The following is a 24,556-nucleotide window of genomic DNA, read 5'->3' as shown; positions in this document are numbered from 1 at the left end:
CTTCCTACTTTGCTTTCTCGACATCTAGTGGATAACTAATCAGCGCTTTCTTGGCTGCGCCGACTGGCTTTGCGAAAACGCAGACCCAGCCTTTTTCCGACTTGCCTGTCAGTTTTATGGATTGGGTTCCAGTCGTACCAGTCTTCAATCCTGCTGAGAGAATCTTTGGATTCGAGAGCGGTACAACCACTCCGTTTATCGTTGAGACGCCGCGATTGGTTCCTTCTACAACGGTGAGCTTGGAATTTGGCGGTGCATTTTTTACTACCAGATAAATTCCATTTTGTTTCTTTTCCACTTGTGCCAGATCCTTTGTTAGCGGCACAATGCGGTCTGGCAAGTTTGGCGTAATTTCGTGATGTTTATCGAGATAATGTCTGAAAGCCACTGAAATGCGCTCGGGAACGTACTCAATGTTTTCTGCGCCCGAAAAATCGTAGCCTTCACCTGATTTGAAGCTGTAGTCATTGACGGCGATTTTATATTTTGCATTGGGATCTACGGGCTTCCAATCTCCGTTTTTATCTTGCACAAGTGCGTAAACAATGCGATCACCTTTTGGTCGGCTCGCATCGTAGGCGATTTTCATGCCATGCTCGTCAAAGAAACTTCCCCCAAGCGGCCCGGCAAAGCTATGTTCCATCGCTTTGAGAAGTACTGCACCAGATATGGTGGCGAAGACGACTTTGTTGTCAAAGGGCAGCATCTCCTCGACTTTTTCAGCAGTGATTGGTCCTTTGTCGATGCGGGCTCTTATGCCGCCACGGTTCTCGAAGGCTATCTGGATACCGTATTTTTTCCCTTCTTCGACGAGCGAATCGGTAATTACATCTCCCAGCGCTGAGTCCCAGGGAAAACTTCTGAAGTTGTTATCGAAGGCCCCGGTCGCTTCGCCAACGATTTCTTTTCGCAGACCCAGCAGAGGCTCGACCTTTTCGTCGACGTAAGCTTTTAAATCAGGGTCTGAAATAATTTTGTCGGTAATGTTGATCAGTCGATAGCCCGTGCCAGTCGGCACCACTTTACCGTTCTTGTCAAATACCAGGTCGAGCTTGCCAAAGGCGCGCCCATAACAGCCTGTCTGTACAATCGTAGTGGTTGTGCCGTCGGAGTGTTCGACGATTACCGGCTTGTCCAGTCGAGTGTGGCTATGCCCGCCAATGATTACGTCTACTTCCGGAATCGATTGAGCCAGAACCTTGTCACTCTCTACGCCGCAATGCGTAACCAGAACGATCTTGTTTATGCCTGCGGCTTTGAGTCTGTCCACTTCATCGATAAATGGTTGAACCCAGTTGGGTCCAGCCGACTTGATTTTTACCCCGCCCGTATTCAAAGCTACCGAGTTCAAGTCGGCAGTGATACCACCTATGAAGGCAACCTTTTCTCCCTCGATTTGTTTGACGACAGAGGGTTTGACGATGGCAGCCAGCTCGGGTTCGGCGGTCAGATCCATATTGACGTTAATTACATCGAACTTGGCCTGCTTAAGCTGACTAGCCAGATTCTGCGGTCCGTCGTCAAATTCATGGTTGCCTATCGTGTAAATGTCATAGCCCATCTTGTTGAGCATATTTACTTCGACTTCGCCGTGATATTTGGTGAACAGCGGAGTGCCCTGAAAAATGTCGCCGGCATCGATTGTCAGTGTGTGTTTGGGATCCTTTGCTCGAAAGAGCCTCAACATGTGCCCGATACGTGGAAAACCACCAATTGACTTTTGCCGCTCCTCGAAAGATTCATCATGGGCGTGCAAATCATTGGTGTGCAAGATTGTAAGATGAAGACCTTCGGAGTCTGACCTCGCCGAAAGTGACGCTACCGCCATGAAAAGCCCAAAGACCATGAAAAGCAGCAAGCTGACTAAATTAGTCCTGGCCTTTTTCTGGAATATCGTCATCGTCTTCCTCACTTTAGGGCTTCCCGAGTTTTCGCCCGTTATACATACATACGGTCAAACCGAAAATAAAGTTCGAACAATTCGCTCGGAATTTGTTCCGGAGGCCGGCTGTCCCGTCTCCGTGGAGGGGTTGAGGACGGATCTGGATGTGGACCCGTTCGATGCCCCGCTCGACGCTCGCATTTACATTGAATACAAAAATATCGGACCAAAACCGATATCTGCGGTTAAATTTCGACTGCGGTTTGTAGATGATAGCGGAAATAATGTTGGAACGTTCCAGGCATCGGATGGGGTGCTACTTGCGCCTCAGCAACAGTCGAGTCAAAAATTCAAGCAAGACAAAATCGAGCCGCATTCGACTTCATTGATGCTGCGGGTGCTGATGGTCAAGTATGTCGACGGAGAGATCTGGGAATCGGCCAAGGCACCATTGGTGCCAAAGCCTTAGTCTGGGTCGAGACAAACATTGTGGAATTAATTGCCGACTTTGAGCTGCCGGTATGCCCGTGCTGGTCAGGATTTGCAGGCGCAGTCCGATAATTGTAGAGCGTATATACGCGAAATTAACCGGAAATAAGCTGTCTGTCCGCTAAACCGCGCTTGCCAAGCGTTTTGCCTATCTCAGTGGGGTGTATCTTATATACACCAGAGTGCCTTTCGGCACCTTTCGCACCTCAATTAGTAAGGAAATTTGAGACGCATGAGCAGCGCCTTTAGAACATTTACGTCAGCCGCCGGTGTCGGCTCCGCATGTTACCTGTTGGCTACGTCGACCTGGGATCAGGTGCTCTTGCTGTTTCTGGCAGCAAGTCTTGGTTGGTGCTTGTTTGTGTCCTATGCGGGGCGCCGACAGGCTGCTGCACCATCTGTGGTTACTGAGAAAGTGGTCAGAGCGAAAGCCACACCCATGCCCGCTCCAGGCACTGAGCCTGTACCACCGGCAGCAGAGCCCCCGCGCAAAGTCTACAAATTTCCGATTCACGAGCTGGCTGGCGCTCCTCGCACTGCACCGGCTTTTGAATAGTCGCTCACCTCTGTTTTCGCAAAGTTTATCCAGTTGCATTTAATAATGCCCTGCCAGAATTTTGCCAACTGAAACTGCTACTGTTGATTTCTCTTGCTGGAGGAGTGCAATGGTCAGTCAAATGCGGCATTCGCTGGATGATGTAAAAGCTGTTGTGCTGCGGCATTGGGGCTACGACACACTGCGTCCCTTGCAGGAGCAGGCCATGGCGTCGGTACTGAACGGCATGGATTCGCTCGTCGTGCTGCCGACTGGTGGCGGCAAATCGTTGTGCTATCAGGCACCTGCGATCGTCAGAGGCACTACTACTGTGGTGGTATCGCCTCTCATTGCTTTGATGAAAGATCAAGTGGATGGGTTAAAGGCCTGTGGCATTCCAGCCGTACAAGTTGATAGTTCGCAGTCTACAAGTGAGCGTGCCGCTATAGAACGCCGTGTTCGCGAAGGCGAGATTCGTCTGCTCTTCGTCTCTCCTGAGCGTCTTGCCATGAGCGATTTCAGCAATTTATTGCAAGAGCTGCGAGTGCAAACATTCGCCATAGACGAAGCGCACTGTATCAGTCAGTGGGGGCATGATTTCAGAACAGAGTATCGACAACTGAAGCGGATCAAAGAGAGCTTTCCACATGCCTCTGTTCATGCATTTACTGCCACTGCTACTGAGGATGTTCGCAACGACATCATCAGGCAGTTGGGCTTGAAAAATCCGGAGGTTCTTGTCGGGGACTTCGATCGTCCGAATCTCACTTATCGAATTTTATCGAGACGAGAGCCCATCAACCAGGTCTTAGAGGTGGTGCGTCGGCATGAGAGTGAGGCTGGCATCATCTACGCTATCAGTCGAAAACAGGTTGACGAGCTGACTCGCTCCTTGCGAAAGCACGGCGTCAATGCAGTCGCCTATCATGCCGGACTGACTAATGAGGAACGTAAATCAGCGCAAGACTATTTCGCCAGTGAAAAGTGCAATTTGATCGTTGCAACAGTTGCCTTTGGTATGGGCATCGATCGCTCTAACGTTAGATACGTCATGCATACCGGTATGCCGAAGTCGCTAGAACACTATCAACAAGAGACTGGACGAGCCGGCCGAGACGGGCTTGATTCCGAATGTGTGCTGCTTTACTCCAATGCCGATTTGATGCTCTGGAAGTCAATTATGGAAAAGAGCGCCAGCGGTGAACTTGCCGCTGATACCGATGATGGTGCTTTTCTGGAAACTGCAAATCAGCATCTAGAGATAATGAGCCGCTATTGCCGAGGAGCAGTTTGTCGCCATCGCGCCCTGGTTGAGTATTTCGGGCAGTCTTACCAGAACGATAGTTGCAATGCTTGCGATGTTTGTTTGAACGAGACCGTTGAGGTACCTGATTCGACGGTGATCGCTCAAAAGATAATTTCGTGTGTTGCGCGCATTAAGAAGGGACGTTTCGGGGCAGGCCACTTTGTCTCGATTCTTCGCGGCGAGACAACGGAGACGATTCGCAAGTGGCAGCACGAAGAGTTGAGCACTTTTGGAATTCTCAATACTTATTCTAAAACTGATTTGCGTGATTGGATTGACCAGCTGGTGGGATTGGGATTGCTGGGAACTTTCAATGTTGCCATGCAGAGCGGCTTCAATTTTGCGGCGATTGTTTTGAATGACGAATCGTGGAAAGTCATGCGTGGACAGCGTTCTGTCAAGCTGGTGCAGCCGATGCGCTCGACAAAAGAATTGCGTGCGAAACGACTCAAAATAGCAGATCAATCATGGCAGGGCATTGACAAAGAGCTGTTTGAGAAATTGCGTGCCACCCGAAGCCGGATTGCTAGAGAGCGAGGTTGGCAAGCATTTATGGTGTTCAGTGATGCCACACTCAGGGAAATGGCTTCAGTCAAGCCTTCCACTCTGTCTAAGATGTCGCGGATCAAGGGAATAGGAAATGCCAAGCTTGAAAATTTCGGCGAGGAATTTCTGCAGGTAATTAGCGATCACTGCAAATTCTAGAACCAGCACAGAACTAGAGCGGAGCTGCCCTCTGTCGGAATCTGGTAACGTTTCCCTTGATTTGCCCGTGCAATGGCCTGGCCTGATTGGCGGCAAAGGTTAGTAGTTGAATGCAGCGTCGATCTCGTCTACTCGGTCGAGCCGCTCTTTGTTCAGCGCACCAGGCAGTTGACCTTGCGAGGCCAAGGTGCGATTGCGCATTTCCTCTCGAGTGCGATTCTGTAAAGTATCGAAGATCCAGAGACCTTGCCCAGGAATATAAGTCGTCGCGGCGATGGCTACTCTCTCGGTGAACAGCCTGGAAGGTTCAGGATCATTGATAAATTCAGCTCGAGCCTTGCCGCTGTCTGTGTTTACCCGCAATAACGATCTTGGCTGAAAACCGAATCCCGCATTGATATTGTTAATACCCCAGCTCATCTTTGAGCTACCGATTAAGGCGGCAAACAGCATTCTTTCTTTCAATTCTGCGTTAGCCTTTTTTATTTCCCCCGCATTTATCTCATTTTGAGCAGTAAACAGTTTGCCCTGCTTGTCATAAGCACTCAGGCGTCTGAAAAGGTTTTGCAGATTGTAGTGTTCAGAAATAGTCGTTTTCGATGCAAGTTGCTCGAGCTTAGCTATGTCTGCTTTGAGTTGAGAAACCGATGATGCCGTTTTAGAGAGATTCAGTTGCGAGTAGATTTTCTTGCGGGCACGCTGGCCTGCTAAGTTTGCCACGACTCTTCCAGTTCCCGGTGTGGCGACGATGGTGGCACCTGAAATTAAAAAGCCGATACCTGCCGTGCCGACCAGTCGCGGACGTCTGTGAGCAGCACTCAAAATGCCAAAAAGCGTGCCTCCAAAACCCCCAGTGCTTGCGGCAGTCATACCCATAAAAGAATTGGCCGCGCGATTAGCAAAAAACTTATGTGCCCTGACAAAAAATTGCGAGTACTCGTCAAGAGATAAATCTCTGACGTCCGTGAGCACCCGACCTTCTGCCCTGGCCAACTCCAAATCAGAGAGGGTGAAATCATCAGTGTGCTCAAGAATAGACTGGCGCTCTTGAAGAAGTCTGTCTAGATCGCTTTTTATCGCTAGTACTCGTTTGTGAGTAGTGTTTATATCAAATCCTTTCTTTCTCACCTTACTGTCATTTATAAGATCAATAGTTGTCTCTGCCAGTACTGCGCCAAGAGAGATGCAATGTGATGTAAAAAGGCAAACTGGACCGCTCCATGCCGTAGAGCGAGCCATTGAGCGCGGATGGCTGTAAAAATTCCATCGTGTCGAGGCAATGCTGCTACTACCTGCAGTGCCGCATCCAGATGCGGCAAGGTTGTAGAGAAACAGGCGCCGGGGTTTCCACTTGCCGACGTGTGTGCACTCGATGCGAAAATTTGTATTCAGTCGTATCAGCGTATTTTCCTGTTGCGCTATCTGCTTGGTGAGGAGCTCGAGCTTTTGCTCTGCGCCCGGAGAAGAACTTCCTGAAGGCGGCACATCATGTGCATCAGGTGCTGAGAGAGTGTTTGCAACTTGCAATGCACTTTTCAAGCTTGAACTATTAGTTACTCGTGGTAAGCAGTTTGGCTGAATTTGAGTTGAAACTTCGCTTGTTTCAGTAGTTTGATCAGCTAAACAGGGCAATAACATTGATTGCTCGCTAAAGTACACGGACATTAGCACCGCCATCGCTAGAATTCTTTTACACAAAAGAGACATTCCGGTGTCCCGCTGCCAGACCGCTTTACTACCACCGAGGTGATTCTCAAATCATGCTTTGAATTTTTAAACGCGAGCAAATTCCAAACACATAATTCTAACTAGAGATTCTAACCAGCCGTTTTTCCATGTCACCGTGAGTGGTGAATTCTCGCTCAGTTAAACAACAATGACTCTCAGTCGGTTTACATCGTTCCATCATCACCATCATGTTGATTCGCCTGGCAATGTTGATCAATGCGGTCAACCCAGCTTTTGGTCTTCAGTCTAATTAAAGATGTATAAAACTTCGGTTCGAGCTTGCATTTCGGGGGCATGTGCAATCTAGTCGTTAACAGATTCGGTCGCCAGATCGAGGAGAGTGTTGTGAACAAACTGGACATAATGCAGCTATTAAGCCAAAAAGAGTATCCATCTCTATCAATTCTTCTTCCCACGCACAGATGGTCTGGAGACAATCAGCAAGACCCCATAAGAGTCAAAAACCTTGTCTCCGAAGCTACCAATCGGCTTGTTGAAGAGTTTGGCAAGCGCGAAGCTGCTGATCTACTTGAGCGGCTGAATGAAATTGTTGAACGCATCGATTATCGAACAACCCTTGATGGGTTGGCTATTTACGTCAGTAAGAATGTTTGCAAGAAGTACTATTTGCCTTTCACTATAAACGAGCGCGTTGTGATTGACAGTTCGTTCGCCATCAGGGATGCCGTTTTTGCTATGAAACGCAGTCATAGATATTGGGTTCTTGTACTCAGTGAGCAACCCACGCGACTCTATGACGGTTACGTTGATACTTTGGCCGAAGTTGAAGACTATGGCTTCCCATTTACTCACCAGGGACCTGGGGGCGCAACTAAGCTACCGGGTGGGCGAGGCATTAACATCTCAGCTCACAGAGACGATAAAGATCGGCAGTTTTTTAGAGGTGTGGATCAGGCTGTTGGTGAAGCGCTCAGACAAGATCCTTTGCCCTTGATTGTTGTGGGAGTTGACCGTAATCTTGCTTTCTTTGACGAAATTTCTGCCAACAAGTCTTACATCGCCGGCACTTTGCAAGGCAGTCACGATAGTACTACCCCGCCGGAACTGGCAAAACTCGTGTGGCCGCTTGTTCAGGATCATTTCGCAGCTCAACGAACTTCGATTCTTGAGAAGTTCGGTGACTCAATTGGACAAAACAAGTATGCTGTTGGTTTTGATGAGGTCTGGAAAGTCGCTCAGGAAGGTCGTATTGAGAGCCTACTCGTAGAGGAAGATTTCTATGTTCCGGCCAAGCCAGATGCCATCGGTATCAATCCTAAACCTGTAGAGGATTCAACTCTTCCTGGGGTGCACGATGATGCTATTGATCAAATTATTGAGCAGGTTTTGCGCACAGGTGGTCTTGTCACCTTCTATGAACCAGGCCGTTTGAGTGAGCACTCTCGCTTGGCGGCCATTCTCCGTTATTGAGTCAACAGACAGTCTCTGTGAATTAACCTTTTGCCGAATAGAATTCGCTATATTCTGAGCCTAACCGAAGTTTAGCAACAGAGCGGCAGCGCAAAAATGAGCAGTATAAATTTAAAAGTCGATTCTGTTATTTCCAGCGGAAGATGTTTTTTTCCAGTTTTAGTTTGGATATTTTTTGCAGCTGTTCCGATCGCTATGGCTCAATCAGTTCATTCTCGTGATTCACTTACTGTCGCGTCATCATCAAATTCGCCCGGCGCCCTCAATGGAGAATTAAAAGCCGAAACCCAACCTGTTCTTGAATCGCATGTTGCTCCGAAACGAGCCAGCTTGAATCCGATTCGCTGGCTTCTCGGACCCGTAATCACACTTGAGGAGCAAACTGTTAGATTACAGAAGCAAATCATTAACTTGACCGCACCCCTGGCCTCTCTTCAACCGCTTCTCACTGATTTGCGTGAGCAGGTGGCGTCGACGGAAAAGCGGATAAATGCCGTCAATACTCATCTTGATACCGTCCATGGTGAGTTGGAATCTGTGTTATCCAAGATGTCATCGATAACCAAAGGTATTGAAGCAACAAACAGGCACATGGACAGCATTGAGGAACCATTGCGGTCCGTTAAGGCTCGTATGCTTAGTGTGGAAAGTTCAATCGCCAATACGCAGGAAAGTCTTGGAGGAATGCGGTCAGATATACGAGACATGCGAAAAGATATCGCTGTGATTAAAGCACCAATCATGCGGATACAGCAACCGCTTGAAAGCATCGCGGCACCCGTGAAGAATCTTGATCAACAACTTGTTGGACTTCATGGACAGCTTGTTGGTGCGAACACAGAACTTTTGTCAGTTCACAGTGAACTCGGTGCTATACGCAGACCGCTCGGTAACATGGAAAACCCTATTACCAATCTTGAGCAGGAGTTGAGTGGTTTGCATAAAGAGATCTCTGAGTTGAGACGTCTTCTCAGCTTAGTTCTGACTGCTATATTCTGCTCTGCAATCTTGACGGCGGTGGGCACGCCAATTGCCGGGATTTTCATCTGGAGGAGAAAGCATAAGATACTGCCTTCTCAACCAGAGTTCTGACTCACGCTCCTGAAGAGATATGGTGAGACTGCGCAAGGTATGATGCACATTCTCGCATTTTTCTAACACTGTATCGAATCCAAATCTAGCGAGGGAGATAGTTTTCCATAAGCCCGTCTATTTGACCCTTTAGGGTGTGCAGTTCGGCACTCAGTTCTGTCAGGTATTGGGATTGTTTTGCATCCAGGTCGGTGGATCCCTGTCTACCCACTAACCAGGCCAGGTCAGAATCGATAACCTTGATTAATGCATCGCAGGCTTTCCATGTAGAAAGCATGTTAATTTGATCACGCAACCGGTTCGATTGAAAACCGCTTCCTTGAGCTTCAACATTAGTCGCTGGAGCCGCCGATTGTTGGGGCTGTTCTCGAACAACAGTCTCAGTCTGAGTTGATTCGGATGAAGCTTCCGCAATCACTTCAGCTTCTTTGGGCTGCGCATTGGCGTTTTGACCGAATGGAGTGACTGCACTTTCTGCACTATCAGGAGCGAGCGACATAAATTGTGCTTCTATTGGCGGTGTGTATGGCTTCTCATCGAGAATCTGCCTCTCGTCGATTCCTTCAATGGTGGGCGGCGGGCCGGCAGGTGGCGGCTCTTTGCTGGCATTCTCCATCATCAGAAGCCATTTGCCAGTCTCTTGTCCTCGACGCATCTTCAAACGCTCCATCAATTCATCCGAGCGTTTTTTCTCCTCGTCCTCAGTTTCTTCAGGCTGGGACTTTGCTTTAAATAGTTTGTCGAAAAAACTCATGATTGACCCCTCTGGCGATGGTTGTCTGAATGTCGCTTCTGCCACCAGACTAACAGGGTCTGGATTCTTTGTGATGGACCGGCGACACCCGGCTCCGACCTATTAAGTATAAGTCGGATATCGTCATCATGGATCGAATCAAACAGGAGATGTGAAAGAAAAGAACAAACTATCAATCGCCAGGCTTTGTCGCATTAAACCTGTTCAGCGTTTGCAAGCGCGCCAGATCTTCCGTTCTGCGGGCGATGTAGCTTTCGGCGGGAAGAGCGCTCTCTCTCGATGACGATTGCCAGATTTCGAGTGCTTTAGAGAGATTTGCAGCTGCGCCCACCGTGTCTCCAGAGACTTGCTTGACAGTTGCTAATTTGTCATAAACCCAGGCTGTCTGCGGCGTATCGGCTCCGTGCGAACTGAAAATGCGTAATGCTTCCAGATAGCTTGCTTCAGCCCCCGGGCTGGACAATTTACCTTGAGTCATATGCGCATCACCGAGTTGGACCAGTGTGGAGGCGTGTTCAGGGCTGTTTTCTCCATAGCGTGCTTTTACTTCAGGCAACGTTTGTTCAATCACCTCTGGGCGCGGTCCGAAAAGGTCGCCGCTTTTCGCTGGTGCTGACAACCTTTCGGCGAAATATGGGGCAGAACGTTCGCTTGCAACTGTACCGCTGACAATCGGATCGCCGCTATGTCCTAGGTTTTTGGACATAGCATTTACTTTGGAATCGAAGCCGTTTTTGCTTGCTCCGATTTCTGTTTCACTGGTGAATCCATTTTTGGATGTGGCACCGAATACGCCACCAGCCACAGCAAATTTCAATCCCGTTTGCATGACATCTTGATGTGGTTTGCCTAACAAGTTTCCGGCTTCTGCGCTTACGATGCCGGCGCCAAAGCCTGCCATCGAGGCTGTTCCGGCGTTAACGGCGCGGTTGGCTAGCTCTGATGTGAATGAGCCGAACATCGGTCGAACCATGTTGTTGATACCGGCGCCTGCGGCAAAAGTACTGAATGCAATACCAGCGTCAGCAGCCTTGTTGAAAAGGAAATTACCGTTGGTTTGAGTCGGTTGAAATAGGGTGCTGTAGACGGCGCCGGTCATTCCTGCTTCAGCTATTCCCATTCCGGAAGCCAGGGCTGCGCCTTCTCTGCCAATTCCTGCCAGGGAACCGCCCGCCCGTACCAGTTTGTTGGATGCAATCACCCACGGTATCATTCCTGCGGCACTGCCTACAGATTCGGCTACCCAGGCTGCGGAGCCGGACGTCGCCTGCTCTGGAGCTGAGACCAGATGCGCATTTGGCAGGTCGATGTGCACTTGTCCGGCGATTTGCCGAATCGCATCGTACGGTTGCTGCAGTCCCGAGTATACCGCAGCGTGGAATCCATCAGCGACTGCTGTCGTCAGTGAATTATCGTCTCGTGAATCTGTGCGTTCCATTTTTAGCCTTGTTTTTTAGTTGCCTATCGCCAATTTTTTCGCCAGTTGCCTCTGGTCAATTTAGCCAGTTCCTATTGTTGGTTCACTCGTTTGTCATTCATTCAATCATTCATTCGTTGATTCGTTCGTTCACTCGTTTGTTCACTCGTTCGTTTGGTCACTAAGTGTGTTGGAAATCCAGGTCAGCGATGCAAATGCACCCCGCATAGCAGCGAGATTTTTCCGAAACTCTTCTTTGGGTGCTTGATAGTGCAGCTCGATGATGTGGCTGCTGCCTGGTTCTTCCGGCAGGAAAAGACAGTAAGCGTCGTCTCCGTTTGACCATCTTCCTTCGACTGTCAAAACATTGCGGGCGCAAATCGTTTCGGTGCGAATCAGCAACGCTCGAAAGACTGATTCGTGTCTCATGTTGCCGAGCACCTGGCTAATCGCGTTGACTTTTGACTTTGTAAGAACTTGTGTGCGTTCGCTCAGCAAGCGCATCAAGTTTTCGCAGCTGTCGGGGTCGATTGGTTGCCCTCGGTAGCAGATCATAAGCTCGGAAGTTGGTGCAACAAATGAGCGGAAGCGTCGCTTGAACGAGGTTGGCAGAGGTCCGTAGTCCGGTTCGTCTTCGAACCATCCGAGCGGCAATTTCAGCGACTGGATTGGCGCTTGGGTAATGATTTCGATGTTCTCTTGCGCTTTAATCATCGCTGTTATCTTCCACCTTTGTCAGCGGGCTGGCTGCCTGGTTGCGCCTGCGGTACGAAACCGGTGCCGTCGCCGCCTGAACCTGAGTTATTCGTATTTGGTTCGAGGTCCTGTTTCTGTTGAACAGGCGGTTCGATGTAGATGTCCATTGGGTTTGGCTGATTTTTGTTGCCTTTGTTTGTTGAGTCCTGCAGAATCCGATACGCTGCGTAGGCTGCGGCGGCTGTACCAGTAAGACCGGCCAGGGGAACGCCATACTTTACCCAGTTGTTTGTCTTGTTTGTGGGCGGCACGGCTGCTTGTTCGGGCGGGCGATATTCCATAGCTCTGAACAAATCTTCGACCGGAACTGCTTTGTTGCCGAGGTGGTCGTTTGCCGATGACCACTGGTTAGTAAATTCTACGTAAAGCTTGCCATCTTTCTCGAACACGTTCTGGACGTTGATCACATGCGCTCCACCTTGCCCACCGTCTTCTGGACGTCCTGAAATTAGTGGATCTCGAGTGTCAACAAATACCGTTGCCGGGAAACCGCCATTTTGTTGCATCTGCTTCAACTGTGCGGCAAGCTCGTCGGAGGAGTTTATGTTCACCGCGGCGGCATCTGAGTTTCGTGCCAGCATATGAGGCGGATCATTGCGACCTACAATTTCTTTGTTGATTTGCAACATCTGATCGCCGGAAAGATTCGGTGATTCCGCAGGTACCCATTCCACGACCCTTTGTGGTTTGCCCGTGAGTGGGTCGATCATCGTCGAGCTCTTGGGTGCGAGTTGTCGTGTTGGTGGGTTAGTGGAATAGTTGTTGATTACTTCGCCTGTCTTCGAGACTCCTGGTGTGTTGGAGAATTCGTATCTCAAATCGCCAGGGCGGAAGGGGTTACCAGCGCGGACATCCCAGACAGTGCTTGTCGGACGAGCACCATTGGTTGCTTGCGTCTGCCAGAAGGTTTCAATCGATGTTGTTTGGAAAAGCTGGTCGAAATAGTCTCGTCCACCGTAGTTGGCTGGATTGAAGGCGTTGTTAGCCACATCTTTGAATGGCGTCAGCACGTTGTTCATAGCCGACATATCGATGATGGAGCCACTGCTGGTAATGAATTTACCTGTAGTTGCTACATCTGTCACCATCTGCAGTGCCTCGGATGGGTGTAGCTGAATCAGTCTATTCTCAACCTCTGCCGTGACATTGCACGTATTGAAATAACCCTGTCCGATCGTTTGCGGATTGGAGGTCTTGTACATGAACTGCTCGGCAAGCTTCATTCGTTCTGCTTGGGAGAGTATTGCGTTGTCGGTTGAAATTAGTTTGTCTAGTTGATAGTAAGTGTTTGCGATTTCTTCCTGGCTCAGTGGCGGAGTTCGCTTGGCTGCTGCTGCCTCGAAATCGTCCATCCATTTTTCGAATCTGGCCTGCCGCTCGGGATCTCCACCAAATCCTCTTTCTGCAAACTCTCTGACCCTGACCCTTTCCGTGTCGAGAGCACTGGCGTCTACTTTCTCGCGACCGACCGTGTCTATTTTGATCTTCGTTCCGTCAGGGCGTTCTTTCACGCCAGACCAGGCAACCGCGCCGTCTGCTGAATTTTCAAGTTTGGTAATCGAACCATCCGGCTCGACCCTGACTTCGTTTTTCCAACCGGTAATTCTGCCGTTGGCGTCGGTCTCTTTCCAGAACATTCTGCCGTTATGTTCTTCTCTGGTATATGTAGACTCGACTTTGCCGTTTCTTGAATATTCGACTTTAGTCAGATCACCGCTCGCATCGCGAGTGAAATTTATATCTTGTCCGGCAGAATTGCGTACACTCACCACTTCGCCTTTGGCATCGTATACGGTGCGCGAGCGTGAAGCGGGATCTTCGTGTACATAAGTTCCGTCGCTTTGCGCCTTAACATCACCTGATTTGATTCTCTCTTCGAGTACCTTCTCTGCAGTTGGTGCCTTGGGAGGGTCTATCTTATCTGTAGGCGCTTCGGAAAGAGATTTGTAGCGATATTCGGTCGTACCATCTTTGTAGATGCGAACGCTCTCAATCTGTTCTTGTGGTTTGGTTGGTGTATGTAATGTGTCAGACGGATTTATGATGTCGACAGTGCCATCCTTGAAGACTTTGATATTGTCCGCAGCTGGTTTTCCAGTCTCATCGACGTACTTGCCATTTTGCTTGATGTAAGTGTGATCACCAATCGTCAGTTTATTGACGTCTGTGTTGTTGGGAGCGTTCATGGAATATTCGAACTTGGTAGTAACGCCGTCGGCGCTGACTAATTTCGTGACCCGGTCGAATGAATCAGTGTTGACCGTTGAATTGTCTACGAAGTGCGTTTCTTTGGTACCGTCCGGATGCAACGTAATACTGTCGACTGCTTGCTTGGGATTACCGTTATTCCAGCGAGTCGCGCCGATTTCAGCAGAGATCGGCGAACCGTCAGGATTGGTTCCCGAGGGCTTGCCTTTGACGGTGATTGAACCATCAGAACTAACAGAAACATCAGTGCCTACGGCTCTGCCTTTGCTGCCGTCAGGGTTAACGCGATAGTAAACGCCGTTGTCGAGCATGACCGAGGCCCGTGTGTCAATCGAGCCGTCTGGATTGTATGTCAGCGCTTTGTTGAGAACGGTTTCCTTTGTGACAGGATTTTCGACGTAATCGACTGAAGTTCTTGTTTTAGTCGCGCTGTTGCTAACATCGGTGACTCTACCATTGGTGTCATAGTGAGTAGTCTTATCGCCCACTCTGAGATCTTTGCTGCCATCTGGATTCTCGTGCAGGGCATCCTTCTCGTAGATAGTGTCGCCTGGTTTTAGTTTGACCAGTGTCTCTTTGCCGACTACTGGTTCTAACGTGCCGTCGGCGTGACGAATCACAGTGCCTTCGCCCGCCACCACGTTGCCGGCGGCATCTCTGCCCAGCGCCACGCGCACGTATTCGCCGGATGAGGCTAACCTGAACACTCCGTGGAACATGGTCACACCGGCTACGGTGCTTATAGCTGTTCCTTTCATTCGTTCTAATAATGTGTCGGGGCTTTCGAAACCAACCGCTGTTGCCAGCAGTTCCTTGCCTTGTGAACCGATCTGGGCCGCCAGCATGTTCTTTACGTAAGACTCGCCTTCATTCAAAACGATGTTTTTCAGTCCGCTCATTGTGTCAGATTTGAGTTGCTGGCGAATCGCCTGCTCGACCACGTTTCTATCAACGCCGTCTGCTGCGACTTTCTCGGCTATAGCGGCGATTTCTCTGTCGCCCAGAATGGCTCCCTGGCGTGTCAAATTAGCCAGTTCGTCTTTGAGTATGGTCTCGGCTCCGTCTTTAAACAGTGCTTTTGTTGATCCTTCAACCAGGTGCAAAGCTGTTTGTTCGGCCAGTTCGCCGCCCACCTTCAACCCCATGGTAAGTCCAAGTTGCTCTGGTCCGAGGAAGCCAAGCACCGCTTGTGTGCCGCCTTCGAAGCTCTGTTTGAGAATGTTGCCGGCAGAGGAATCGAAGTCTGTTCCTTGAATGGAAGCCATCATCGCAGTGCGATAGACCGCGCCGCCTGCGCCGATAGCGGCGAGCAACGCCAGGCTGGTGCCGCCTGTGAAGCAAGCCCCGCCAATGGCTGCCACGGTGATGGTGGCATCGACGAACGCTTCGGCGAATGCGCCTTTCGAGTCGATGTAAGCTTTCTGGGCTTGCATGTAGTTGGCGATTGCATCGTCGAATTGTTTGCGTTGTTCGGGGGACAACTTGTCGAGTTCTGCGGCATGGTCGGCGATGAATTTGTTCAAGTTGTCCTGACTGCTGTCAGCGGAAACGCGGGTGTAATCCCAGTTGTCTTTAAGAAATTGATCCCATGAACTGGTGTGCGCATCGTTGTTCATCTGAGCATCGAGAGCTATCTGTCTGACGCTGATGTCGGTAGGGGCGAGCAACTCGCGGAAGCGCCATTGCTGGTCGCCTGGCACTTTTCCGATCACGTCTTCAGTAATCAGTGAGTGATATTTTGTGAAATATTCGTTGGCCAGATTTTGGCGTTGTTCCGGCGTCATACCGGCAAGCATGGTTTTTAGACTGTCTGAGTTGCCGCCGTCCAGTGCATAAAGTCTGAACTGATCCGCTTGCGACAGATATCCGGTCTGACCTTGCCCGTCTTTTTGCATCAGGGCAAATGTGAGAACGGCGCGATGGTCTTTGTCTGTTCCAAGGACTGCATCCTGGAATGCTTTTGTCTCGGCGTCTGGGTTTGCCTGCAGTAATCGAGCTTTATCTGCATCAGAGGCGTGAAGAATGAGATCAACTTTTGCTTGTTTGTCGTCTGTCAGGCGCAATTGTTGGTCTAGAGGCACATGTCCGTTTTTGAAGATTGCATCTTCAAATGTGGCGTACTCCCCGGGTATCGTTTGACCCTCGCCAACGAACTGGTCACCGAGTCCGGCTTTGTCCACTGCTGCGTGGGTGGCACTGTGATACCACTGGCTCAGCTTTTTGTCTTCGTCTGTCTGCGGGTTGTTGATTCGATCTTTCAGGGTCGGGTCTGCTTTGAAAGCCGCCTCGATGTCTCTGAAGACCTGGTTGGGATCTGCATTCTTGATACCGTCTATGAGAACGCGATCTGTTGGGCTGATATCGCCTGTAGTGCCGGCGATGCGTTGTGTCAGCGTTTTTTCCTCGTCTGACTTTAACTGCCCGTTTATTTTGTCGCGGAAGCCGTCTGTGTTGTTGAGATACTGCTGTCTTTCGGTCGGCGACATGCCGGCCAGTGCATCAACACGATTACCTGCGTTGTCGCCGTTGTCACCGAGGCGGTCGAGCAACGAACGGTTGCCCACCTTTTGAGAACTCGCGAAATCAGGTGCGCTCAACTTGTCATGCAGCATCTGCATGACTTGATCTTTGTGTGAATCGTCGAAGTGATTGAGGGCGGTTTCGATCTTCGAAAGCTCTTCGGGATGCGCTTTGAGGTATGTCCAATCTTGCTGCGATATGTTTTCGACCGCCGACAGTTCTCTGTTTTTATTAGTACCTGAGCCAATTCCAAACCATCCACCATCATCGTGTGAATCCAGCAATGAAGTGATTAAGCTCTCGTTATTGCGCAGCTGTGCTTTCCATTTGTCTGCTTCGCGATCATTACCTGCGTCCTTGAGCTTGCTGCTGACATTGTTGTAAAAATCGAGAGCACGCTGATCTTCTGGAGAGTAAGGCGGTCGTACATTTTGTTCTTTAATCTCTTCGCCGCGTTTGAAGTCAGCTCGATCTTTGTCGCTGGCATTGGTGACGGCGCGTGTGATGTCGTCTTTGTTGGTGTGGTACCAGTGTGTATCACCGTCGACAATTGTGGCGATGCTGACGCATCCGCGGGTCAGATAGTCTTTGGCAATCTGGCGATCGCCGCCGTCAAAAGCGTCGTCTATCTTCTTCATGCCGCCGTCGGCTGTAAATTTGTCGCGAGCGCTCTGGCTGGCATCACGGAACACTTCATCGAAAATGTCCGGTCGACCTTTTTCGATGGCCAGATTGGCTAGTTTCAGAGTATCTTCATCAGAGCGATGGTCGTTCCCTTTGAAATAGATTTGCAGAGCTTGTTTTGATTCGTCTGAGAGATTTGGATTGCTCTGCAGATCGTCCATCAGATCCCGGCCGTAATCTTGCTTGTACTTAGCTTCGACGGCTTTCAGTTGATCGGCGGTGAGGGTGTTAATCGAGTCGCGTATTTCTTTTTCTGTTCGCACGCGGTCGTCATCGACCCAGCCCTCGTATGCTGGTCCCATGTCGGCGAGCTTGGCCAGAGCTTGATGTATCTGCCCCGTGTTGTCTGCAACACCGTCTTGTCTCTTTAGCAATGCTTCAGCCCTGGCGACTTCAGGTCCGCTGAGCTTGTCTTTCAGGTCTGTAATCAGGTCGTGTCCCGGGTTCTGTTTGGCGTACTCCTCTGCAACGAGCTGGCGTTGAGCTGCGCTCATCGGCTCCAGAATGTTCCAGATTTTATTTGTGTCGGGCGAGTCGAAAATGAGGAGAGTCGAGTTATCTTTCGCCTCTTTCAAGTCGTGGGCTGCTTTGGCAATTGCATCGGAATCGAAGGACGTTTGTGTGTCTTTCGTGCTGTTTATGAATTCCTGGTTGCCCGATTTGAACCAGAAGCTGCCATCAGCCTGGACGCGGAAGTCGCTGATGCCTGTGTCCTGGTTTTGTGCATCACGCCACTTGCCGTCTTGAAGTGTCAGGGTTTTGCCGTCGGTGGTAATTAATTTGTTGGGATGACCCTGATCGTCGTATCCAAATTGAGTCTTTTTTCCATCGGTGTAAATTATTTCGCTGATTCTGTGGTTCGCATCGAAGTGACACACAGATCCGTCTGGATTAATTTGTGAAATTTGACCGCTGGTCGAAGTCGAGATTGTCTTGCCGTCCGGCTGTCTGTACGTGTAAGTGCCGTCTGGCAGCACCTTTGCGTCGCTATTGAACGTGTTGGCATTGTCCGGTCCAAGCCATCGATTGTCTTTTAAGGTGTACACCTTGCCGTCGGTCTCGGTTATCGACGTGAGCGTGTCGTGATCGTAGGTGAATGACCGGCTCTGACCGTTGGCATAGTGCACATTTGTGACATGATAGTTGCCGTCATAAGTGACGACTGAATTGTCTTTCGGGTTCAGCGCAGTGGTTTTTCCGTCTTGCGATTCCGTGACGATGCGCTGATCCGCAGTTGTCATGACGAGATCGCCGTTACTGGAGACGGCGGGCTTCTCGAAGGGAGCTGCTTTGCCCTGAGCGTCGATCCATTTGCCGTCGACGTTTTTATATGACCTTCCGTCAGGCTCAGTGATGCTGTTGAGTTCGCCTTTCTGGTCGTAACCGAAAGTTCGCTTCTGGTTGTTCGGCAGCGTCACTTCAGTGACGTGACCGTTTTTGTCGACTTGCACATTGGCTGGCTTATCGATCACCGTGGCTGTTTCCGGCATAACACCGGCTTCTTGCAGTTTCTTGTTATAGACGTCGAAAAATATCGAACCTTCCCTGGTCACCGTTGCTTTCGGCACCTGGTCCGTCTCAGTCGGCTTAGCCCCTTTGGCGCCGGTCTGATTTTTCGGATCGTTAGCTTCCTGACTCAGATTAGTTCCGTCGTGGGAATCTTTCTTCTTGTCTTTGGTTTTGTCGTTGACTGTAGATGAGTCTGATGGAGGCATGTGCGTCCTTGAGAATCTGGTCGGTCGCTTTCTACTATGTGCCCCTCAGGGCATGACCCCACGCGTCGGCGCAGGTTAAAGCTACGCCTTGGCGGATGATTTTAGGAATGTCGTGGTAAGTGAACGAAACCGAATCTACACCTAACTTGTGAAATTTCGGTGACGGAGTCGAACGATCAATCGCTCGGGGAAGAACCTGGGGTCAGGCGAAATCGTGACAGCCGTTTGTCACTCATTCGTATGGTGCTATACGTTTTCTGAAATAATTGGACAACGTATGTCGATATTCGAAAAATTTGTCAAAGTCATCCAGCCCTGGATTTTTGCTGCCCGCTATCCAGGTTTGAAAGTGCAAATCGAGCCGCAAACCAGGGTTTTGTTTGAGCAGTTGCGGTCCACTTCGGCCGTTGTCTGCCCGAACCATTGCCGCCACGAGGATGGCGAGCTGCTTTTTTTAATCTCGATATTAATTAGACAGCAGTTCAAATTTCTGGCGGCACGTGAAATGTTCGATTCTTACGGCGGGTTCGGCGGAATTGTACTGCGAGAGCTTGGTTGTTTTCAGGTCGACCGCGGCGGCGACAACTCGGATGCGATTCGGGCAACTGAACATCAACTAACAGGCGATGGAGCCAAGGTCGTCATCTTTCCCGAGGGCGAAATTGGCTACGACAATGATAGGCTCGAGTCTCTGGAGCCTGGCGCTGCTGCTATTGGGCTAGACACTTTTATCCGTTTCCAGCACCATGGACAGGAGCGGCCGGTCAGTATAGTGCCTCTGGCATTGTCGTATCAGTTCGACAATGCCCCAGCGCTCTGCGAGAAATTGGTTGATCGCCTTGAATCGAAACTGGGGCTTCCACATAATCCACTGCTGCCAAACGCCCTATCTCCGGCGGCGCTCTTTCCGCCAACAAGTTCATCGTCAACGGATTCGCCGCTAGCCCAATCATCGCCAACTCAGTCAGCGCCAACTCAGTCATCGCTAACATCGTTGTCGGTGTCATCTGCGTCAGGCGATGCGCCACCGAATGCAGTGTCACTGCATGACCGCGCTCGACGCATAGTCGAGGCTTTTCTTGATGATAGAGAGAAGGAGTTGGAGAGTTGGTTCGACATACATTCTCCTGTCGACGGCTCAGACATCGACGCCCGAGTAGCGCGTGTTTTCTCTGCCTCATTACAGCGCATCGCAGATCTCGTTGACTACAAAATTCCTCATGGCTCAGAGACACATCGACTGCATCATTTGCAGTCTAAAATTTTCGTGAGGAAATTAAAGGCTGGCTTTTTCGAAAAGTCCAAATTTGCACAAATGGAGAAGCAGACGATTCTGTTAAATCGGCTGCGTTCAATTAGAGCTGATGAAATTGATGGTACCTCATCAATTAATTCGCTTGCTGATCTGCTGTGCAGTCTCGATGTGTTGATCACGGGAAGAGCCTCGCCGGGCGCTTCTCGTACCGTCATGGTCAATGCCGCCGAACCGCTTGATATGAGTGCCTACGCCGCGTTATGGAGAGAAGACCGAGAAGCAGCGGTGAGCAAAATCACAGAGGAGTTACGCGAGCGACTGCAGGGGAAACTTTTCCTTGTTCGAAGCAATCAGGATTTGTTGGATTCAGGCGGCAGCAACTTGACTCTGCGCAAAAGCATGTAAGGCTCGTCGAGCTTGAAGAGTAAACAAACGAGTCCGTAAATTAGAAGTCCGATACCACTAGCGATGGCGATGACAGCGAGCAAACCGATCACGTGCAGCGCTCCACTCAGCTTTATAAGTGGATCGACGAAATTGTAAATGTAATGTGTGCAGACGCCTGCTAATGCTGAAGCTGCCAGCATTATGATGAATGGCTTGAATAATTTTGTCACCCCGAGCGGTCCTATTTTTCTTCTCAATAAAAATGCCAGACATGAAAAATTGAACACGGTAATTAACGTGGTTGCCAGTGAAATTCCGCCGACTCCCATATGTAACTGCATGACGAAATAGAAGTCCAGAAGCGCTTTTAGAACGATAGCCGCCATGCCCACGTAATAAGGGCTTTTAGAATCTTTGTATGCATAGAATACTCTAGTAATTAAATCGCGCCCGATGTAAATCACTATAGATGGTGCTAAGTAGAGCAGCGCTGTGACCACTAATTCGGTGTCACGAGCATGCCAGTTGACACGCTGATAGAGTGCCGTGACGAGCGGGTTTGGGATAACGCAGAGCACCATGGTCAGGGGCATAGAAAGGAACCAGAGAAAATTCAAAGCGCGTCGAAATTCGTGCTTGACTCCCTCTGGTTTGTCGGCTGTAGCGAGGTCGCTGAACCTGGGCAGTATGGGGACAAGCATGGCTGTGATCAAGACACCGAGCGGCAATTGTATGAGCCGATTGGCGTTGGAAATAGCTGTCCATGAACCCGGTTCCATTTTTGTGCAGAAAAAACTGTCGACGTACACGGTCAACTGTCCAATAGAAGTGCCGATGATGGCGGGCCAGAGAATAGACATGTATTCGCTTAGCCCTTCTGCTGGTTTCATGCTGAACTTGAAGCGCAGGTTGCACTTGAACATGCCGGGCAGTTGAGCAAACAGTTGACCGAAAGCGCCAATCAAGGTACCGACGGCAAGCGGTACGGAGCTGTTTGGATCGGGAAAGCAAATCAAAACGATGACGATTGCCAGGCTGGCAATCGAGGGCGAGAGCGACGGCCAGAAGAGTTTGTTGTAGACGTTCAAGATACCGTAAGTGACGCCAATCAATCCGGCAATGACGATCAGCGGCGACATGACTCGAATTTGGTAAATTGTCTGGCTGGTAAATAGATCGTGAATCTGCGCGGTCGAGCCGTAATCACCGGCCAGCATTTGCACTAAATATGGTGCGACCAAACAGACTAATGCCGCCACAATGAGCAGGACTAATCCAGTCGCGACCATCACTTGGGTGATAAAGACGCCTGATTTTGGGTCGTCTTTGCGGGGGTTGAGGGTGGCTACTGTTGCGGAATGGAAGGGACCGCCCAGCCCACCGAAGAGAATCAGAACATTTCCTGTGAAGAGATATGCGATGTTATAGGCATCTGCAAGAACGCCGGCGCCATATACACCGGCGATGATGATGTCTCTTATGAGACCGGCAAGCTTCGAGAAAATCGTCAGAACTGCGACAAGGCTAAAGCTTTTTCCCAGGCTGGCTTTCTTTTTCGACCCGGAATCAGAGTCGGATCCAGCTCCTGATTCAGACTCTGACCCAGATCCGGACCCAACTCCAGGTCCAGCTCCGGAATCAGAGCCAGATTCGGGGTTGGGGTTGGGGACAGCAAGAACCAGGCTCGCTTGTTCATCTGCTTCTTCTTCAGCGTTTAGATTGACGGCAGAAGGTACCACCAGCTCCGGCTGCTTTTCCTTCTTGTCTAGATCGCTCACATAAAACTCCGGTTAGTGACCGGCTTTAACCGCATCCTTCACAGCCGACTCATTTGCATATTTTACCGAAGGTGGGATGACAGGCTTCATCTTCTTCATGTCAGGACCCTCAGGCTTCTGGGGGATGCCCAGATAACGAGCGGCATCAAGGGCTATAGCGTTGAAAACCGGACCGGCAACGGTGTTGCCCCAACCGCCTTCACTGCGAGGCGAGTCGACTACAACCAGGCAGGTCAATTGTGGATTTTCAGCAGGCAGGAAACCGATAAACGAAGCAATTGTGGCGCCGGCTATATAACCACGACCGCCTACTGCAACCTTCTGGGCTGTACCAGTTTTGCCAGCCACCCGATAACCAGGCACCTGACCGGCAATTTGTGTACCCATCTGAATGTTCTCAGCGAGCAGATGTGACACTAGTTGAGCTGTTTCTTTGTCGATTACTGTACGTTTTTCCGGGTTCGTCCAGCGTTCCGTTACGCCTGTCTGCGGGTCATACACGCGACGAATGATGTGCGGCTGAATCCATGTTCCATCGTTGGCGACGGCGCTTACAGCCGAGCAAAGTTGCAACGGTGTGGTGGCCATGGCACCCTGTCCGAATCCTGTGGTGGCCTGGTCGATTGGCTTCCAGTACTTAGCATCGAGCAAGAGACCGGCTGATTCACCCGGCAGATCTATACCGGTTTTTCTGCCGACACTGAATTCATACAGTTTGTCGTGAAATTGCTTTGGTGTCATCCGCAGTGCTATCTGAGCAGATGCGACGTTACTGGAGTGAATGAAAAGGTGCAGCAAGTCTAGTGTTCCGTGCGCACCATCGTGGTTGTGCACGGAGCGGTTGCCGACTGCGAGCGTGCCCGCATCGTAAAAAGTGCTGTTCGGTTTTATCGCACCGGTCGTCAAACCCGATGAAACTGTGAGGATCTTGAATGTCGAACCCGGTTGATAAACGTCGACCATAGCCCAGTTCTTGGTAATCTCAAATGGATATTTGAAATACTTGTTCGGGTCATACGGCGGATAATTTGCCCACGCCAGAATCTCGCCGTTGGTCGGATCTTCGATAATTGCTGTTCCCTTCAATGCATGCGAGTGGCTGCACATTGCCGCCAGCTCTTGCTCAGCTAGATGCTGCAGGTAGTTATCGATAGTCAGCTCAACGTGTCGACCGAGCGGCGGTGTGATGTCCCAGATAGGTTCAGCTTTCTGCTGCATGATCGGGCGTCCGTGACCATCCAGCTCTGGTTTCGGAATGCTCCCCGTGTCTTTGAGCATATTCTCTTGTGCTTGTTCGACTCCGCCCTGTCCCTTCATATCGAAGTTCATGTAGCCGAGGATATGAGCTGCCAGATTGCCTTCAGGATAGTGCCTGAAGGGTCTGGGCACTACGTCTATGCCGGCCCAGTTGAGTGCCTGAAGCTCATCTACTGCTTCGCGTTCGAGACCGCGAGCTACTGTCACAACCGATGGGTTCTTGAGCAAGCGTTGCAGGCGGGCAAACTTTTCAGGTGAGTCCTGATGAGTTATGCGAGCGAACGTTTCGGCGGCTTCATTGCTGCCTACTTTTAAAAGTTCTGGATGCACATAGATATCGTATCTGGTGGTATCTATTGCCAGAGGCAGACCATGCCTGTCTGTAATCGCGCCTCGATGGACGAGCAAGTTGTGCTGCTGTCTTTGTACCTGAGCTCTCTTGGTCAGCTCGGGTCCTTTATAGATTTGCAGATAATAGAGGCGTACCGCGATGGCTGCGATGCCGGCTAGAAGAACTACCTGCCAGATGCGCAAGCGATACAGCGGCGAGCGCGGCTTGCGAGGAGGGCGGCTATTGTTGCGTTGCAGGTGAATTCTCTCTCTCGTAACCTCTGCCAATCTTGACAGCCTCCGTCGTACAAAAGTGTGTACTGCTGC

14 protein-coding genes are annotated in these 24,556 nt (G+C 50.2%); 6 read left to right on the top strand and 8 right to left on the bottom strand.

Annotation, left to right across the window (positions count from 1 at the left end):
- Positions 1–4: 4 nt before the first annotated feature.
- Positions 5–1,900 carry a bifunctional metallophosphatase/5'-nucleotidase gene (locus tag EKK48_20310; protein RTL38785.1) on the bottom strand — a complete coding sequence of 632 codons (1,896 nt, stop codon included), beginning with the start codon at positions 1,898–1,900 and terminating at the stop codon, positions 5–7.
- Between EKK48_20310 and EKK48_20305 the strand changes: the two genes are divergently transcribed.
- The 3 genes from EKK48_20305 to recQ all read left to right on the top strand — a co-directional run bounded on the left by EKK48_20305 (position 1,845) and on the right by recQ (position 4,917).
- On the top strand, positions 1,845–2,351 hold the full coding sequence (locus tag EKK48_20305; GenBank protein RTL38784.1) for a hypothetical protein: 507 nt from the start codon (positions 1,845–1,847) through the stop codon (positions 2,349–2,351). The genes EKK48_20310 and EKK48_20305 overlap by 56 nt on opposite strands.
- Before the next feature lie 252 nt (positions 2,352–2,603).
- On the top strand, positions 2,604–2,927 hold the full coding sequence (locus tag EKK48_20300; protein RTL38783.1) for a hypothetical protein: 324 nt from the start codon (positions 2,604–2,606) through the stop codon (positions 2,925–2,927).
- Between the two features lie 109 nt (positions 2,928–3,036).
- The gene (gene recQ / locus EKK48_20295; GenBank protein RTL38782.1) at positions 3,037–4,917 is read left to right on the top strand and encodes a DNA helicase RecQ; all 1,881 of its coding nucleotides are present in this window, start codon (positions 3,037–3,039) and stop codon (positions 4,915–4,917) included.
- A 99-nt stretch (positions 4,918–5,016) separates the two neighbouring features.
- Here recQ and EKK48_20290 read toward each other — a convergent pair whose 3' ends face one another.
- Positions 5,017–6,444 (bottom strand): hypothetical protein, encoded by a 1,428-nt coding sequence (locus EKK48_20290; protein RTL38781.1) that lies wholly within the window; start codon positions 6,442–6,444, stop codon positions 5,017–5,019.
- 546 nt (positions 6,445–6,990) lie between these two features.
- Between EKK48_20290 and EKK48_20285 the strand changes: the two genes are divergently transcribed.
- Positions 6,991–8,076 (top strand): hypothetical protein, encoded by a 1,086-nt coding sequence (locus tag EKK48_20285; protein ID RTL38780.1) that lies wholly within the window; start codon positions 6,991–6,993, stop codon positions 8,074–8,076.
- Between the two features lie 96 nt (positions 8,077–8,172).
- Positions 8,173–9,168 carry a hypothetical protein gene (locus EKK48_20280; GenBank protein RTL38779.1) on the top strand — a complete coding sequence of 332 codons (996 nt, stop codon included), beginning with the start codon at positions 8,173–8,175 and terminating at the stop codon, positions 9,166–9,168.
- A gap of 85 nt (positions 9,169–9,253) precedes the next feature.
- On the opposite strand, the gene EKK48_20275 is transcribed toward EKK48_20280, so the two are convergent.
- The 4 genes from EKK48_20275 to EKK48_20260 form a co-directional block, all read right to left on the bottom strand.
- Entirely contained in the window at positions 9,254–9,922 is a 669-nt protein-coding gene (locus tag EKK48_20275; protein RTL38778.1) for a hypothetical protein, read from the bottom strand.
- A 172-nt stretch (positions 9,923–10,094) separates the two neighbouring features.
- Positions 10,095–11,360, bottom strand: a complete 1,266-nt coding sequence (locus tag EKK48_20270) for a tetratricopeptide repeat protein (GenBank protein RTL38777.1) — start codon at positions 11,358–11,360, stop codon at positions 10,095–10,097.
- Positions 11,361–11,501: 141 nt separating this feature from the next.
- Positions 11,502–12,053 (bottom strand): hypothetical protein, encoded by a 552-nt coding sequence (locus EKK48_20265; GenBank protein RTL38776.1) that lies wholly within the window; start codon positions 12,051–12,053, stop codon positions 11,502–11,504.
- A 5-nt stretch (positions 12,054–12,058) separates the two neighbouring features.
- A complete protein-coding gene (locus EKK48_20260) occupies positions 12,059–19,222 on the bottom strand; it encodes a hypothetical protein (protein ID RTL38775.1) in 7,164 nt (2,387 codons plus the stop codon).
- A 277-nt stretch (positions 19,223–19,499) separates the two neighbouring features.
- Here EKK48_20260 and EKK48_20255 point away from each other — a divergent pair, with 277 nt between their 5' ends.
- On the top strand, positions 19,500–20,882 hold the full coding sequence (locus EKK48_20255; protein ID RTL38774.1) for a 1-acyl-sn-glycerol-3-phosphate acyltransferase: 1,383 nt from the start codon (positions 19,500–19,502) through the stop codon (positions 20,880–20,882).
- Here the strand turns inward: EKK48_20255 and murJ are convergent.
- Together murJ and EKK48_20245 are read right to left on the bottom strand one after the other, a co-directional pair.
- Complete coding sequence (murJ, locus tag EKK48_20250) at positions 20,828–22,642, bottom strand: murein biosynthesis integral membrane protein MurJ (protein ID RTL38773.1); 1,815 nt, start codon at positions 22,640–22,642, stop codon at positions 20,828–20,830. The two genes, EKK48_20255 and murJ, sit on opposite strands and share 55 nt — an antisense overlap.
- 12 nt (positions 22,643–22,654) lie before the next feature.
- Entirely contained in the window at positions 22,655–24,517 is a 1,863-nt protein-coding gene (locus EKK48_20245; protein ID RTL38772.1) for a penicillin-binding protein 2, read from the bottom strand.
- Between the last annotated feature and the right edge of the window lie 39 nt (positions 24,518–24,556).

Source organism: Candidatus Melainabacteria bacterium (assembly GCA_003963305.1).
Taxonomy (GTDB): domain Bacteria; phylum Cyanobacteriota; class Vampirovibrionia; order Obscuribacterales; family Obscuribacteraceae; genus PALSA-1081.
The sequence above is the reverse complement of the archived record's forward strand: the minus strand, read 5'-3'. Positions and strand labels throughout refer to the sequence as shown.